Source organism: Bellilinea sp. (genome assembly GCF_053501535.1).
Genome location: NZ_JBRCOK010000124.1, coordinates 1 through 16,187, shown reverse-complemented (window position 1 = coordinate 16,187; position 16,187 = coordinate 1). Strand labels below are relative to the sequence as shown.

Annotated in this window: 16 protein-coding genes; 10 read left to right on the top strand and 6 right to left on the bottom strand. The window is 48.2% G+C overall.

Going from position 1 to position 16,187, the window contains the following annotated elements; genetic code table 11:
* Positions 1–537 precede the first annotated feature (537 nt).
* Both nadS and ACWIZX_RS11900 read right to left on the bottom strand, forming a co-directional pair.
* A complete protein-coding gene (gene nadS / locus ACWIZX_RS11905) occupies positions 538–831 on the bottom strand; it encodes a NadS family protein (protein ID WP_448335930.1) in 294 nt (97 codons plus the stop codon).
* A complete protein-coding gene (locus ACWIZX_RS11900) occupies positions 824–1,147 on the bottom strand; it encodes a hypothetical protein (RefSeq protein ID WP_448335929.1) in 324 nt (107 codons plus the stop codon). The genes nadS and ACWIZX_RS11900 overlap by 8 nt, the downstream gene beginning before the upstream one ends.
* A gap of 472 nt (positions 1,148–1,619) precedes the next feature.
* On the opposite strand from ACWIZX_RS11900, the gene ACWIZX_RS11895 reads away from it, so the two are divergent.
* From ACWIZX_RS11895 to ACWIZX_RS11860, 8 genes are all read left to right on the top strand, one after another.
* Positions 1,620–2,507, top strand: coding sequence for an ABC transporter ATP-binding protein (locus tag ACWIZX_RS11895; RefSeq protein WP_448335928.1), 888 nt, complete (start codon positions 1,620–1,622; stop codon positions 2,505–2,507).
* Positions 2,500–4,521, top strand: coding sequence for a hypothetical protein (locus tag ACWIZX_RS11890; RefSeq protein WP_448335927.1), 2,022 nt, complete (start codon positions 2,500–2,502; stop codon positions 4,519–4,521). The genes ACWIZX_RS11895 and ACWIZX_RS11890 overlap by 8 nt, the downstream gene beginning before the upstream one ends.
* A 191-nt stretch (positions 4,522–4,712) precedes the next feature.
* Positions 4,713–5,201 (top strand): hypothetical protein, encoded by a 489-nt coding sequence (locus ACWIZX_RS11885; RefSeq protein ID WP_448335926.1) that lies wholly within the window; start codon positions 4,713–4,715, stop codon positions 5,199–5,201.
* Positions 5,182–5,754, top strand: coding sequence for an RNA polymerase sigma factor (locus ACWIZX_RS11880; protein ID WP_448335925.1), 573 nt, complete (start codon positions 5,182–5,184; stop codon positions 5,752–5,754). The genes ACWIZX_RS11885 and ACWIZX_RS11880 overlap by 20 nt, the downstream gene beginning before the upstream one ends.
* Positions 5,741–6,601, top strand: coding sequence for a hypothetical protein (locus ACWIZX_RS11875; RefSeq protein WP_448335924.1), 861 nt, complete (start codon positions 5,741–5,743; stop codon positions 6,599–6,601). The genes ACWIZX_RS11880 and ACWIZX_RS11875 overlap by 14 nt, the downstream gene beginning before the upstream one ends.
* Complete coding sequence (locus tag ACWIZX_RS11870) at positions 6,577–7,314, top strand: ABC transporter ATP-binding protein (RefSeq protein ID WP_448335923.1); 738 nt, start codon at positions 6,577–6,579, stop codon at positions 7,312–7,314. Before ACWIZX_RS11875 ends, ACWIZX_RS11870 begins: the two co-directional genes overlap by 25 nt.
* Before the next feature lie 224 nt (positions 7,315–7,538).
* A complete protein-coding gene (locus tag ACWIZX_RS11865) occupies positions 7,539–8,090 on the top strand; it encodes an RNA polymerase sigma factor (RefSeq protein ID WP_448335922.1) in 552 nt (183 codons plus the stop codon).
* Positions 8,087–10,327 (top strand): TolB family protein, encoded by a 2,241-nt coding sequence (locus tag ACWIZX_RS11860; RefSeq protein ID WP_448335921.1) that lies wholly within the window; start codon positions 8,087–8,089, stop codon positions 10,325–10,327. The genes ACWIZX_RS11865 and ACWIZX_RS11860 overlap by 4 nt, the downstream gene beginning before the upstream one ends.
* A 330-nt stretch (positions 10,328–10,657) precedes the next feature.
* On the opposite strand, the gene ACWIZX_RS11855 is transcribed toward ACWIZX_RS11860, so the two are convergent.
* From ACWIZX_RS11855 to ACWIZX_RS11840, 4 genes are all read right to left on the bottom strand, one after another.
* On the bottom strand, positions 10,658–11,848 hold the full coding sequence (locus ACWIZX_RS11855; RefSeq protein ID WP_448335920.1) for a class-III pyridoxal-phosphate-dependent aminotransferase: 1,191 nt from the start codon (positions 11,846–11,848) through the stop codon (positions 10,658–10,660).
* 241 nt (positions 11,849–12,089) lie between these two features.
* Positions 12,090–12,935 carry a CPBP family intramembrane glutamic endopeptidase gene (locus tag ACWIZX_RS11850; protein ID WP_448335919.1) on the bottom strand — a complete coding sequence of 282 codons (846 nt, stop codon included), beginning with the start codon at positions 12,933–12,935 and terminating at the stop codon, positions 12,090–12,092.
* 403 nt (positions 12,936–13,338) lie between these two features.
* The gene (locus ACWIZX_RS11845; RefSeq protein WP_448335918.1) at positions 13,339–14,613 is read right to left on the bottom strand and encodes an integrase; all 1,275 of its coding nucleotides are present in this window, start codon (positions 14,611–14,613) and stop codon (positions 13,339–13,341) included.
* A gap of 77 nt (positions 14,614–14,690) precedes the next feature.
* Positions 14,691–14,819, bottom strand: a complete 129-nt coding sequence (locus tag ACWIZX_RS11840; protein ID WP_448335917.1) for a hypothetical protein — start codon at positions 14,817–14,819, stop codon at positions 14,691–14,693.
* Between the two features lie 360 nt (positions 14,820–15,179).
* On the opposite strand from ACWIZX_RS11840, the gene ACWIZX_RS11835 reads away from it, so the two are divergent.
* Both ACWIZX_RS11835 and ACWIZX_RS11830 read left to right on the top strand, forming a co-directional pair.
* The gene (locus tag ACWIZX_RS11835; RefSeq protein ID WP_448335916.1) at positions 15,180–15,506 is read left to right on the top strand and encodes a hypothetical protein; all 327 of its coding nucleotides are present in this window, start codon (positions 15,180–15,182) and stop codon (positions 15,504–15,506) included.
* Between the two features lie 226 nt (positions 15,507–15,732).
* Positions 15,733–16,122: a hypothetical protein gene (locus ACWIZX_RS11830; RefSeq protein WP_448335915.1), complete on the top strand. Its 390-nt coding sequence runs from the start codon at positions 15,733–15,735 to the stop codon at positions 16,120–16,122.
* Positions 16,123–16,187 lie beyond the last annotated feature (65 nt).

The window sequence follows — 16,187 nt, the reverse complement described above, 5'->3', positions numbered from 1 at the left end:
AAACGGATGCAGGGCATTGTGCGCTATCTCAAACCGCGCTGGCGGGGGATGGCCACCGAACTGACCACACTGGCGAAAAACCCGTACAGTGACCTGTGGCTGGAACGCTGGTAAGCGGACGGGGGGAGAAAACCGTTTCTCTTTTCCCATCCAGGGGTCATCCCGTCCCTAGTCTCCAGGTGGATCGTTGACAGGCGCATACGGCAAGCGGCAGCTCTCCGCACTCCCTTCACGCTTACCCGCAGTGTGTTGGGGCGCGTGTGGTCTGACAGAAGGCAACCAGCAAAGCTCTGCAGGACTGACGCAGGATGATTTATGAGGCCTATGGAATGGCATTTGGTCACCACTCGTCGGCGAAAATCGAGGTGCTTAAACGGCTGATTGGTGACATTGTCAGACATTGGAACATCCCACCTGAACCTCAACATGTGCTGGGGCATTGCCGGGTTCACGACAACCCCCACCCCGCGCCAGTGGTCATTCTAACTCGGGAACGCAACGACGCACCGACAGGGAAAGCGATATTTCCGCGAAGTCTTACTCGGAGCGTACGATCTCTAAAACGGCTTCAGGGTGTTTGGCGGCAATCAGCAACAGCGTCCGAGCGGCTCCGCGAGGTTTTCGGCGGTTTTGCTCCCAATTCTGCAACGTATCAATACTGACACCCATCAAGGCTGCAAACTGGCGCTGGGAAAGCCCCAACCGTTCACGAATGGCTTTTACGTCCTGACCATTCACCTCAAAAGAACGGGAGGCAGACTTCCGTCCGTGCAGAATATCCGCGCCTTCCTGCACACTGGCAAGCAGTTCGGCAAAAGTTTCGTTATTCATAGTATTCCTCCTCAACAATTCGGCGCAGAACCCGGAGTTGTTCGGCCGTCAGGTCGGCACGCTCGTTCTTTCGGAAAACAAACAATAACAGGATGGTATTCTGGCGGATGGCCCAGTAGTAGATCAATCGAATTCCGCCGCGCTTTCCGGAGTGGTCAATACCCCAACGAAGTTTACGTAACCCGCCGCTTCCCGGGATGATCTTGCCCGCATCGGGTCTGGCAGCAAGGTAGAGTTGAAGTTGACGGTATTCTTCATCACTGAGCAGTTCGATAATCCGGCTGGTGAAGATGGAGGTCTCGATGAAAAGCATCATAAGGAGCGGTGTCCGGTTCAGTTTGGTTCTGATGCAGGTAGCATTATACGCCAATGGCGTATTATTGTCAAGGGATCACTCCGATGAGACAGGGAAAAGGGAAGAAAAGCAGCCTCCAAGCCGATAAACCTGGTATAGACCACACTTCATCGCAAAGGAGACTGCCAATGAACAGGTATGTCTAGCTTCTTAGCAATGGCTATTTCCGGTCAGTGAGTGGCGAAAAATCCTTGCACAGGCTTTGGCGGCTATTACCGCTATGGTTCAGCCCCCTGTTCCAAATTTATGTCTGAAGTTCAGTTTTAGGGGTCGAGATTTTATAGAAAAAGGGTTGCATAATCTACCCGCTCGAGTCGGTGTAGTGCACCCGATTATTAAGTAAATACACGGACCTGATTGGGCTATTGTTAAACTTTCTAATTATGTTTCTCGTTTAAATGGCATAATCAAGAATCAATTAAAGGAGTTGGTAATGGAGATCGTCCTGGAGAATTTGACCAAGGATTACGGTAACTTCCGATCATTGGACAAAGTTAACTTAAAGATATGCGGTGGGATGTTTGGTTTATTAGGGCCGAATGGCGCGGGCAAAACCACGATGATGCGAATCCTTGCAACCCTGCTACTGCCAACCGATGGAAAAGTTGAAATTGGGGGTTTTGATGTACTCCGTGAAGGGGCCAGCATTCGTAAGCGATTAGGATATCTGCCGCAGGATTTCGGTTTTTATCCCAACCTAAAAGTGTTTCAAATGTTGGAATATATTGCAATCCTGAAAAATATTCCTCCCAATCAGCGCAGGGAACAGGTTGACAACGTGCTTGAAGCAGTAAACTTGATGGGAGAAGCGCATCGCAGAGTAGGCGCCCTGTCGGGTGGAATGCGCCAGCGGCTGGGGATTGCTCAGGCTTTATTGGGCAATCCTGACCTGCTTATCATCGATGAACCGACAGGAGGCTTAGACCCCGAAGAACGCATCCGTTTCCGTAACCTGTTGGCTCAATTATCCAAGCAAACCACAGTATTACTATCCACCCATATTGTGGCCGATGTCGAGTTCTGTACTGGACTGGCCGTGCTTGACCGAGGCAGGTTGATTTTTGTGGGAAGTCCTGCTGATCTGGCCGCTCGTGCACACAATTTGGTGTGGCAGGTGGAAGTTCCCATAGAGCAATGGTCAGAGGTAGACCGGCGGTACACGGTTTTAGCCACTCAAATGGTACAGGGAAAGGTGCAGGCCCGCTTGTTGACAAGCAATCCACCCTTGGCTGATGCCCAACCGATCGTCCCAAGGTTGGAGGACGGTTACGTGGCTGTGATACAGAACAATCACACACAACGGGGAGTAAGACATGCCTAATTCAATATTTCATCGGTTGCTGGCCTCATTTCGTATTGAATTGCGCCTGATTCTGTTTAATTGGGTGTATCCTTTACTACATCTTCTGTGGGGCATTTTGTTTTACCAGCTGTTTGTAGGAAAGGATGACCGTTCGGCAATTGCCTTGCTTGAAACGACAGTGGGACGCTTGGCGATTGGATTGATCTCGCTCATCGGTCTGTTTTTGGCTGGGATCAGCGCTTCGCGTTCGAAACGCGTGCGATTCCTGGAGTTGGAAGAAACCTACCCAACCGGTTTTGAAATCATTGCCGGGCGTTGGACGGCCGGTTTTGTGGCGCTTCTCCTTTTTTTGACCGAGCCAATTCTGATTGCTGCAAAGCAGGGTCCACTTACTTCATTGCTAGAAGGTTTGCCTGTTTTCTTGTTCGAAGCTGGTTTGACGGTGGCATTTGTCACTGTTCTGGCATGGGTGGTCCTGTTCGGGCAAACCTTCGACCGATGGGCGTATATGATCCTGGCCGCATTTTGGTTAAGTTTTTTGCTCGGCCCGAGCTTATTAGTCACCCATTTTCCTCCTGCCAGCCTGCTGAATTTCATGCGCCAGGGAGTTAGTTTCTATTCGGATGTATGGGGGCGCATGGTTTATGGTGATCAACCGATTTGGTTTAATCTCTTTTATGTTGGCATGCTCCTCTTTTGTCTGGGATTATTGATTTTGGCGGTTTATAAACGTCGTTTTCACCACCTTTCCAGGCCAGCAGTTTTGTTATTGTTGGGAGGCCTTATACTGGCAGGATGGGGTGGAACGCGTTACATTAATACAGTTCTTCAGGCCGTTGATTCTCAACCGCAAGTTGACCTGCTCTCAAGCGATTCGGCTGATTTTGGAGTTGAGGATTATCATCTCGTGCTGGACCTGGCCGATCCATCAGTACCTCGATTCCAGGTTACAGTGGAAGTTTCTAATACCGGGGAGCAACCTCTTGATCAACTGATCTTTCGTCTTAATCGAAGTTTCTCGATAACAAAATCCAATTTTCAGACCGAACGCAAGGGGAATTTGATCTTTATTAATTTGTCAGAACGGTTACTGCCCGGTGAAAGTCAATTTGTGATCTTAAGTTACGAAGGGGCTTTGCGAGTGGAGCGAGTATCCAGAGGTGTGGTGGAAGCAACCGATTTCATCGATTCGCGTGGTATACGACTGACACCACTTGCTGAATGGTATCCGATACCCGCTTTGAGTAATTCCGCTTTCGGTCAGCATGAACCAGCCCACTTTTCCATTCAGGTTGTTAATAACCCTGGCTTACCGCTGGCCGCTAATCTCCCCGCTATCGGCGAGAATGTTTTTGAAGCTGATCAGGTCACCTGGGTCTTTTTGGTGGCTTCACCCCGCCTTAAGATCGAGCAAATAGACAAAGTGATCCTCATAACTGCTCGTTCCGACCTGGAAAAAGGTCGCGAACTGGCGGATGATTATTCCCGTGCTCTTCGATCGATTACTCCTTTTTTCCCAGATGCAAATGTACATGGAATGATATTAATGGTCTTGGGGGAAGAAAGGGGCCTGCCCGATTATACTCCACCTGTTTCTGGTTACCCGTTGGTAGTTACTCAAAGGTATGCAAAAAGGAGCTGGAGTACACCTGATACTTGGCAAACTTTCGTAACACGGACAATCACAGTGGATTTATGGCAAATGGAAGGTGGAAAATTGGACTCCAGGTATAATCGTCCGCTAACCAGTTTGGATCAGGCTTTTGATGCTCTAGTTTCTTTTTTGAGTCTGTATCATCGGGAGAATGGCAATCTCGATAGGATGCTGGCTGGGATGAAAAGTCCCGAAAACCTTTCTGGCAGTGCAATAATTGATGAAAACCTGCAAATCCTGGTTGAAATCTATCGGGAAGGCGGTCAGGAGGCGATCGTCTCCGTTTTGCAGAAAATGCTCCTCCAATCCGATGAATTGCAAGAATTACCTTACGACGCCCTTCCCATCTGGTTTCGTTCAGCGTGGACAACCTTATGAAACCATCTATCTGGTATGAAATAACTATTTGCGGGCGTTTGACCGTCTTTTTGAGTTGCCTTGGCATACCCGCTTATATAGTACTGATGCGCCTTTTTTGGGGTAGATATGATGAACTTTCGCCCGATATGGTGCTTCAAACATTTGCGATTCTTTTACCGTTGGTTTCTGGGCTTGCGGCAGCTCATTTGATGTCCATTGAGAACGAAGTGGGATTTTCCGAACTACGCCTGACTTACCCCGAACCGCGTTTCAAATTACCGGTCTTGCGCACAATCATGGCGATGGTGTTGATTTTGCTGTCCATGATTCTGGGGGTGATCATGTTTGTATGGTTATGGGGTTTGCCCAATTTCAACCTCTTGCCATGTTTGCTTCCTGCAATTTTTCCGGCGATATTCCTTTCGGGATTATCCATGTTGATAAACGGTTTTTCTCATTCTTACTGGGTGGCAGCCGCATCAGTAATGGGCTGGTGGTTCTTTGAACTACAAACCCGTGGGCAAATTACCGGCGTCATGTTTTTGTTTCATACAATCTGGCCAAATGCAGGCATATCTACAGAGGTTAATCAGGCTTTCCTGGCGGTTGTTGGTTTGGGGTTGCTTATACTCAATATCTTCTTGTACGCTTCGCAGGTTAAACGGGGCACAATAGCGCATGGATTACGAACCGGATGAAATCATATACCAACGTGTCCTTACTGGTGACCGCCAACAGCTCGCCTTGCTGGTTGACCGTTACTACCCACTGCTGCTGGCTTTTTTGATACGAATTACGGGTCAGATCCAACTTTCTGAAGACATGGTTCAGGAAACCTTCGTTCGTTTGCTGAAATACAAAGGAATTGCACCGGCAGCTTTTCGTCCATGGGTCTATCGGATTGCCCTGAATTTGGTGCGGGATTATTTTCGGTCGGCTCTTTTGTGGCGGGAAATTCAACTGGAGCCAATCAAAGAACAGCAGGAAGCCAAATGGAGGGTAGAGGATGATGTTGAGAATTCTATAAATCAGGAGAGTCTGACAAGAAAAGCCGTTTTCCTCTTACAACACCTGCCACTACCGCAACGGGAAGTGATTATTTTACGTTTTTATCATGATTTATCGTTGGAGGAAATTGCTGATGTTACCGGCGTACCGCTTGGCACGGTTAAAAGCCGCCTGTACCGAGGTTTACAACTGGCGCGCAAAATCTTGGAGCGAGAGGAGGTGAAGCTAGATGAAAAAGGATGATTTTTGGCTATTGGATGGTTTGAGCGAGGAGCAGCGCGATGAGTTGGGTGATTTAAACGGGTTGATTAATGTTTTGGAAAGTTATACCTTACCCGAACCACAAAGGGAAAATCGCGATCGCTTGCTGGATTCCATTATTCCTTACCTTCCCAAATCAAATATCTATAGACAGGACTTGAAGAGTTGGCTGCGATTGATACGTAGCCAGTGGGTTATGTTTGAAACCTCATTCTGGGTGGCTGGCTTGTTGGTTTTGCTGCTCGGATTTTTCATGTCCTTTTTGGAGGGTCGCGAAATGCTGCCGTTGGTATTACTGGTGCTCAGTCCGTTACTCAGTGCTTCTGGCGTGGTTTACGTCTTTCGTCCCGAAACAAGAACACTGAACGAATTGGAGATATTAACGGCCACCCATCCCGTGGAGCTGCTCATTGCCCGCCTGACTATGGTGCTTGGCTTTAATGTTCTGATTGCGTTTGCTTTGATGCTTGCAATTCACCTGGAAGGCACTCAAATCATGCTGGGCAGGCTGGTGCTGGCGTGGTTGGGTCCATTGTTGACCTTATGTGGTTTGGCTCTTTATATCACCCTACGCTGGGGCGTTCTTGTGGGAGTAGTCCTCCCGCTTGGGCTGTGGGGTGGACTGGTGATGCTGGGCTGGCGAGAAGCGCTCTTGCGTTCTATGGAAGGCATGAACCCGGTTTCATGGTTGACCTTGATGATCGGTTCTTCAAATACTGTGCTGATCGCTTCAGTTGTAACGTGTTTGCTCGGCTTGGGTTTGTTGTTATTGGCATGGAAAACCGTTGCTGGTGAAAGTTACACATGGAACTTAAAATCCAGAATCTAACGAAATCTTTCGGTTCACAAATCGCACTGAGTCACATCTCACTGGAGTTAACAGCCGGGTGCGTTGCCGTATTAGGCCCGAATGGTTCTGGAAAAACAACCTTATTGCGCTGCCTGGCAACTCTTGAGATTCCCAATAGTGGTCAACTTTGGTTTGATGGTTACCCCTATGCGACACATCTTCAGCTATTGCGTAGCCAGATGGGTTATTTGCCGCAGGAATTGAATTTGCCCGATCACCTAACAATCCGGCGTTTGCTTAATTACTTGGCTATCTTGAAAAAGTCGAGTCATTCAGAACAAATCGAGGATTTGATTTATGCATTGGGATTGGGAAAGGTTGCCAACAACCCCTTATCTTCACTTTCCAATGGTCAAATGCGTCTGTTGGGAATTGCCCAAGCATTTCTGGGTAAGCCCACTTTGCTTTTGCTGGATGAACCCACTCGCGGATTGGATATTGAGGAAAAGCAGAGATTTTTTTCCTTGCTGCGCCAGCATGTAGCGAGTCGGTTGGTTCTTTACAGTACACATGACCCGCAAGATATAAACCAAAAGGCGGATCGAGTAATCATTTTATATCGTGGGCAGGTCGTATTCTTTGGCGAGGTTGGGGATTTAAATCCCTCTGATCGAATTGATTCAAAGAGTCATAACAACCATAACAGTTGCAATCAATTCTTCACCAGTGTCATCAAAGGTTTGGAATATTAAAAAATTTTGAATTCAGGAATGTGCCAGAAATATCATCACAAAATTTACCATCTCTTATAACTGGTACTTGAAACGATCCTGAAACATATATCTAATTTTTCGACCTTCAAGTAATCCTTTTTCTTTTCTCTTGATCTGAATTGGGTTGTCTGTATTTTTTACAGCTACCCCTTTTTGCTCATTCCCCCAACCTTTTAGGAGGTCATAGGATATATTTAGCAGTGATGGACGAACGACAAGCTATTCAACGACTCAAAGACGGCGACATCGGTGGGCTGGAATTCCTTGTGATGCACCATCAGGCGAAGGCGGTGCGCGTTGCCTATTTGATTACCCGCGACTTTGGATTGGCCGAGGATATTGTGGTCGAGTCCTTTCTCCAGGCTTATCGCTCTATCCATGGCTTCGACATGAACCGTCGGTTTGAGCCGTGGTTCATGCGGATCGTGGTCAACGCGTCATTGAAGATCATGCAAGGATTGTCTCGGCAAGTTGGGATTAATGAAGAAGTGGAGGAGTCCCTTTGGACAGAATTCGCCGCAAGGGTGAATTCGATAGAAGAACAGGTGGAATTCATCGAAGTCCAGAATCAATTCTGGGAAGCGATGGAAAAGTTATCGCCGAGGCAAAGGGCGGTGATCGTGCAGCGCTATTTTCTCGAAATGAGCGAAGCCGAAATGGCAAGAAATGCGGGAACGTCCATCGGAACGGTGAAGTGGCTGCTCAATGCGGCCCGTACACGCTTGCGTGGTTTGCTGGAGAGGAGCGAGAGATGAACGAAAAACGCATGAAAGAGGCGTTGGAATCGATTGCTCGCTGCAACGTCCCAGAAAATATCAATTTGTGGCCGCGAATTGAGACGGCCGTAACTCTTGGTTTATCCACAAAAGAGAAGGAAAGGAGAACTTTTATGCAAATCTTACGAACAAAGCCTGCGTTAATGCTCCTGGTTGTGTTGCTCGTCGTCTCCCTTTTGACGGGCGTGGCATATGCAATCGGGCGTTCGCTGGGATATATTCCGGGCTTTGGGCTGGTAGAGCAAGGCGCAACGATTCGCGTGCTCAAAGCACCGGTAAGCGTGACACGGCAAGGTGTGACGGTAACGGTGAAGAGCGCTATTCTTACTGCGGATAGAACCAATATCGAGTATTCCATCACTGGTGTGCCGCCATCAGCCTATCCTGAAGGCGAGGCAGTAACCGGCGGATGTATTGGTGAATTATCTCAGCCCTATTTGCTCTTGCCCAACGGAACCAAAGTACCCGAAGGACGGTTTATAACCACAGGCATTCCGGCCGATGTAGACACAGCCGTATTTGTTCTGCCCTGCATTTTCAATACTTTACCGGGAACGGTTCCCGAGAATTGGGAACTGTCATTGCAATTCGTCCCTGCACAGTCACAACAGTTGACGGTGTTTCCGGTAACGGAAATTCCGCCCTCGCCGCAACCGTCTCCTTCAATAACGGCGCAGAATCCCCTGGCTCTGACCAATGTGCTGGACATTGGCAACCGTTTTGTGCTGATGGGGGAATTTCGCTATGATGTTTTGGGAACGGTGGGCGATAATAACGTATTCGCCGATGGATCATGGATGTGGACAAAGAACGTACGGGCCGTGGATGCGAGTGGAAGAGAAATTCCTCTTCAAATCAACGGCGACATCGAAGGTCCAATCCCATCAGGTCATGCTGAAGCGTGGATGTATCAAATTGACAAAAACTTTCTTCCGCCGCTGACCATCTACTATGAAGTAGAACGTGTAACGCCAGTTGGTGATGAGCAGAGAGCGGAATTTGAATTCGATAGCGGTACCAGCCCTCAGGAAGGGATGACCTGGCCGGTGAATCGGGAATTCACGTTTAGCGGCTATCGCATTTACCTTAATTCGATAACATTGGAGCACGGCGGATACAACTTTCATTTCAAGAATGACCCTGACGTAAGCGCCAATTTACTTGATGTGGAGATTGTCGGGCACCCGCCATTTTGTGGTGGTGGCGGTGGTGGCCCGTCTCTCGAGGAGCAAGAGTTAACCCGCAGTGTATGTTATGGCATGGCCACTCCAATTCCCACCGGGAAGTTGCAGATCGTCATTAAATTCCAGGCATTGCAACGAGAAACCCAGATGTATCAACTGAAGTGGGAACCGCCACAGCCTTATGCTACCGCTACGCCCCAGACAGGAGTTTGCCTGACGCTCGAGACATGGAATCGACTGGCAGAGGATAACGAGGAAAATCCCCTGGGCATGGGAGGCAAAATCGTGGCCACTGTCAACGAAGGGGGCATGCTGCCTGCCATCTACGTCAGCAATTTGGATGGAACAATCCTGCAAAAAGTTGACAGCGGGGCATGGGCATCGCTCTCTCCCGACGGGATGAAACTGGCCTTCAGCGCTTCGGATGGAATCCGCATCCTCGATCTCTCTAGTGGACAGACCATTGGAATTGGGTCAGATGGTTACCGCATCATCTGGTCGCCGGATGGCTCACGCATGATGTTCACAGCAACATTTGCACTGAATGTAGTCAACGCGGACGGTTCGGGGCTGCGGCAAATTGACACCGTTCCTGCACAGGTGATTTCTCCAGTGGGCTGGCTTCCGGATAACCAGACGATTGTTTATGGCGCACTGGATGGAGGTCAGTTCATGTTGATGAAACACAACTTGCAAAACAGTGAGACGAAAGCATTGTTCCCGATTCAAAACAAGGCAGGTTATGGGGCAATTTCACCGGATGGAGAATGGATTGTGTTCGCCGATCGCATCGTTGGCGAGTCGAATTGGGGCATCTTCATCTCGCGGCTGGATGGTTCAGAGCGCAAACTGGTTGTCGAGCCGCAGGTTCCAACCGCCTTTATGTCGGTCTGGAGTCCCGATGGACAATGGCTGATAATAAACACACGGGGAATGGACAACTATGACCGCCCTGTTCTGGTAAATCCGTTCACCTGTCAGGTTGTTCCATTGGAGAAAATTACCGGGACAGTAGAAGGGTGGGGGCGATAATGTAAAGAGGACTTACGAAAGTTGGTGTATTCATTTGCATGAAGGTTAAAACCAGATTGCGTCGAGTCTGAAGATAGAGGATTGAGGATAGGCTTTTCGCCATGTAAAACGGGGCTGTCAGGAAAGAACCTCCTGACAGTCCCGTTTGCTAGCCTGGCGGCTGAGAAGGACGTGGACGTGACATATGTGGAGACGATCCAGCATACTACCTGCACCCGTCTGCCGAGTGGAGGCGCAAGGCGGTGGATGGGGTGTGAAGGGGTGCATATCGCGTAACAACTCAAATTAGATATTGAATTGGATCGTTTCCAAGCGAACTAAAAAACGGCTTTAAATTCCATTTTCAAGCAAGGGCCGATTTTTTTCCTTATTTTCAAGGATCAGGTTCAAGCAATCCAGAAACCTTAATACGTCTTCTTCTTCAATGGTCAACGACGGATCAAGGCGTAAGACATTCCCTGCAGGATAGTACCCTACCAAAAAACCTTCTTCCAAAAGGGCATGATACAACCCTTCTACAGAGAGGTGTTCATTTGAGCGTAGTTCTATTCCCAGCAACACACCTCTCCCCCGCACTTCCTTGACTACCGCGTATTTCTCTTCCAATCGTTTCAATCCCTGTAGAAGAGAAGTTCCAACTCGATTACCTCTTTCGATCCAGTTTTCCTCGCGCATGGTGGCAATCACTTCCTTTGCGATGCTACTACCCAAGGGATCATTCTGATGTGACTGAGCATAACGGAATCCGCAGTCCTCTAATTTTTCGGCAATCTCCAAACGCATCGCCACTGCACTAACCGGATAGCCATTACCCAACCCCTTTCCGAGTGCGACGATATCGGGTTGGATGTCGTAATGCTGGAAACCAAACCATTTTCCCGTCCTTCCCATACCGGTTGTAACTTCATTGGCAATGATCAAGCCACCCGCTTGCTTAATTCGTAGAGCAATCCTTTGAACAATTTGCTTTGGGGGAAATTTTACAAAACCCGAACCGCTTCCACCCGGTTCAAAGACAAAGGCACTAATTTTCTCAAAGGGAATTGAACTCATTTCGTCCATATGCTCGTGGTTGGCAACCATTGCCCAATCAAACAAACACCACTCGTTGTTGCTTTTTCTGCCTGCAGAGCCGTATGCGGCAAGATAAGAATTCGAGAAGGTAAGCAACAAAGGCTTTTCGATCACGCGCCTTGCGATTTGAACAGCAAATTCAACCGCTTCACTACCGGAACTAAGGAATACACACTTTCCGGGTTCGATCCCCACTATATCCAGAACCGCTATTGCTGCTTCTTCAACCAAATTATTCGGGTAGCGTGTTCCGAGATGAACGAGTTTCTCGATTTGTTGTTGCATCACTCGATTGAGGCGTGGATGTGAATGTCCGAGAACAGTGCACCAGATTCCGGATTCAAGGTCTACAAAACGCTTCCCCCGGCTGTCGTATAGAGAACAATTTTCTCCGCGCACAAAGTCGGTCTTTACAATATCATGACATTTCAAAACATGGTTCATCATTTCCTCGTTTTTCGTAAGCATAGAGTTTCTTATTCAAACAAAGCGTAATTATAGGGTAAATACTTCGTTTGTTTTAAAACAGTTGAGGTGTGAATTCTTTGAACATTGGGATATCGGCGCTTGGGGTGGTTGTTCCAAACGAAATGACAACGTATGATCGTTCTGCGATATTGTTTTTGGGGAAACAGGCCTAAGAAAGAGACCTGTTTTCCCCGAGCCTCACCAAGATTTGTTGATGCCATCAATTTACGTTTTCGGGAGTGAATTTTTGATCCTTCTTGATGAACAAAAACCCGACCACCAGATATAAGACCAGTGGGATCAATCCGGACTCACCCGCCAGGTATACGACGGCTGGATTGTTAACCGTGATACTGTCCAGTAATTGCCAGGTAACATTGTGGGAGGAGTGAAAAAGGGAAGCCACCCACACACTGCGTTTGGATTGCCATAATTGACCGATTACCAGACTAATGCCGATCACGGTCAGAGTGAAAAGCAGGGTCAGCAAAAGGCGATTGCCTTCGTTGATGTAGATATCCGTCAAGAAAATCAGTGGATAATGCCAAAGAGACCAAATTACACCGGTCAGCAGGTTGGCTCTAACCTTGCCCAGGTGTAACAAGCGTGGCAGGAGAAATCCTCGCCAGCCGATTTCCTCACCCAAAGAAAATGTCAATGTGTTGAAGATCAGCAGGACCAGATAATTCAGTATCATGTTGAGCCAGGTGAGTCCGGTAAATGGGATGCCGATTTGAGCCCTGCCGGTCAAATATACAAACAGATAACCGGGGAGGAGAATAAAGATGGGAAGCAGGATGGCTTTTGGCCAGTTTCGGAAATCAATCGAGGTAATTCCCAGCGACTTAAACCAACCGGATTTCTTGATTTGCCCTGTGAGAAGCAAGGTCAGCAGAGCGGCGATCGTTGGCGTAAACATGTAAAAGGCAATCATTTGAGGCTGCAGTGAGATGCCAACCGCCAGTGTCATTACGAGCAAAGTAAATATGCCTGCCTGACGCTTGAAAAAATTGTGTTCCGATGTGGTATCTAAACGATTTTCAAGGATAGTTGTGGATTGGTTCATGGTTGTTTTCTCCTTTGTTTGCAAAAATCCGAAAGCATTTACGGAAAAAGGATTCAAAAGTTGCATAAAACTGGTTAGTATCCTTTTTCTGAGATTAACGTTGTTTTGTTATCCATACCGAAAAAACGCAACTCAAGGTGGTTAGGAGGTAAAAGGGGCTACAACTTCAACGGAATGCCAAAAGGAAATGCGTATCAGCTTATCAAAATCAAACACTTTATGGTTTGAAGTTTATGTGTGCGATTAAACAAAAACGGGAAACACGGTAAAAATTTTTATTCATTCTCATAAGATCGGAGCAAGTCATCCGATTGAGGGAAAACCTAACAAAAAAGATTGTTCATAGACAGAGGTGAGCAAGGATAATAATCAAAATTTTTTTGTAGTAAACCTCCGTGTCAAGTCAAAAGAAAATGTTACCGAAAGTGATGATGGGTTCAAATGAAAATGTTACTGTAGGGTCATGCTCCTTTCTGAGAGTGTGGAAGACATTCACGGTTGGGGCTGGCTTTTGGGTCGGTACTGCCCAGAGTTGGTCAATCCACTGTGCAATTTGCTGACGCAACTGGAGGGGATTGGTTTGGTCGCGTAGGGTCTGCAAATGGTTCAAAACGGCGTCAGGCAACGTTTCAACCTCACACAGGCGTTCAAAGGGGGGTTTGGGGGTATCGAAGACCCGCCGATAGCGCAGTTCATCGATCTGGACTTTGTGTTGGGTACGCATGACCGGCTGGAAAAAATTGTGATACAACCAGAGGGCGGAATACAAGCGGCGCAAGATGAACAACTGCTCCAAGCGGTCCAGCCGTCCGTGACCGACATAGGCGCGCACCAGACTGTGATTGTTCTCCTCCACGAAGCGGTTATCATTTTTGTGATACGGACGCGAACGCGAGATTGCTAAAGACTCGATTTTGTCTTTCCAAAACTGCAGCAAATGGGCATTGAAGAACTCATGCCCGTTATCGGGGTGTAGTTCACGCACCGCAAATGGTAAACGTTTCAAAATCACCTCGAAACCGTCTCGCATTGCCAGATAACTGCGCCCATACACCGCCTCGATTTCGCTCCAGCCGGTCTTGACATCCACCATTTGGATGGTGTGAATAAACTCACCCCGGCAATCCTCATCGCAATGCAGCACCAAATCCACTTCAAAATGACCTACCTCAGTCACATCATTGGGAATTACCCGCATCGGATAGTCATTGCGCGGGTGATTGCGCTGACGGCGGGGGGCTTGCCGGTGTGCCACCCTATCCTTCGCCTTCTCCGTCCGTTTGAGTATGCGCTTGAGGGTCGAAATGCTGACCCGCTCCAATTGCTGCAGCGTCTGCCCGTCTACCCGCAGCTCGCCATGTTTCATCAACTGCTGCGCCATCCCGCTCAGCCTCGGCTTCAACCGTTCTGCACACGGGTAGTCCATACTCCGTGCAATTACCCGCACCGCATCCTCAACCGCTGGCCCATAACTGCGTCCGCGCTCGCGGCTGCGTTTCTTTCGCGACAGCCGCCCGGTCAATATCCGTATCAACGACTTGCGGTGCATTCCTGTGACTGCTTGCATTTCGTCCAGCAGTTTTCCCTTTTCCTTGCGGCTCGCTTTGCGATACCGTTCCCACATCTTGTAGAGATATTTTCGTCTTTCGTTGATCGTCATTGGCTCTGTTTCGACCATGATTAGCTCCAGTAACTTTTTCTTTTGAGCTAACCATCTTACTACGGTAACATTTTAGTTGAGCTAACAGGGCTTTCTTAAAGTCGAGAGAGGAGAGCAAAAGCGCGCTCAGGCTGAGCGGCAAAAAGGCGGCGTGCCCATGGCAAGTAGCGGAATTTGTGTTTGCCGACGAGCAATCCCAGTACCAGATTATTGATGAAAGTCATGACTTGCCCGGCTTATCCTTTGGTCATACGAATTCGGTCTTCTTTCGAAGTGACATCTCGGCGATAGTGAAGGCTGTTCTCGATGCCCCAATTGGCTGTAACGGTATCCAGCAAGCGTGATAGCGTTATCTAATCTCGGCTCAAACTGGTAAACCCATAAACGGTTTTGTCGGGTTCCAAAGATAATGGGAGTGAATCCCCAAAAAAGGGCTCTTTTTTGCAGAGATAATGGGAGTGGGGTTCGAAGTGAATGGGAGCAGCCTAATTTTGCAACAAAGATAATGGGAGTAACCTAACTGGCAAGATTCGTGCACTGTAGGGGGTATGCCAGTAAGAAAAGTATCGGGTCGAGGCAGAAACATGATTGGGCTTTTCCCGTCGCTCAAAATGGGGCGGATGGTAGCTTTTGAGTCGCTCATCGAACAAGACTACCTTTATGTTTTGGATTACGAAGCCGCTGTAACCGCTTTTGAGGAACAACCCCTCACCTACCAAGCCCGAGATTTACTGGGGATATCTAACCGGCGATTGATGGGTTATATTCGCCGCGGCAATTTAGTACCCATTGCTGGCCCCGATTTGGATGGTTGCTACATTTATTTGTTTCCACTGCGAAAAGTAGAACGGCTCGCCAGATATTTGCAGAAACTCCAGCAAAAACACATTTCTGCCGCCGTCCCAAATTAGGCTGCTCCCATTATCTTTGGAACCACTCCCATTATCTTTGAGATCCGACACCTGCATACCTCCAGCAGGCGTTTTTTGCTCTATTTGCGTGTCGCACAATGTAGTCGTACAATAGACATTGTAAGATGCCAAACCCCCGAAAACACCCTCGAAATGCCCGTTTTCGGGGCAAATAACGGCTCTAAACTGCGTCGCACAATATTATTTGCCGGAGGAAAGTTCACCGATGAACCCCATAGATGACTTCCTTTCAACCCTTGCAAGCCCCCGCACGGCGGCGCGTTACCGCGCTGCACTGGAAGAATTCACCGCCTGGTACCGCCGCACGAACGGCGCTGAGCCAGACTGGAACCTGCTCACCCCGGTCGAGGTCAAGGACTATACCGCCTACCTGCAAAGCGTGCGGGGACTGGTGAGGGTTGAAAGAAAGTCATCCATGGGGTTCATCGGTGAACTTTCCTCCGGCAAAAAACATTGTGCGACGCAGTTTAGAGCCTTTATTTGCCCCAAAAACGGGCATTTTGAGGGCATTTTTGGGGGTTTGGCGTCTTACAATGAATATTGTACGACTACATTGTGCGACACGCAAAGCGGAAATCAATCAACCAATTTTTAGGGTTGACGATTTTCTTTCTGTATTCTTTACAAAACTGAATTTTATTATTTTTACTCTTTCAGTAC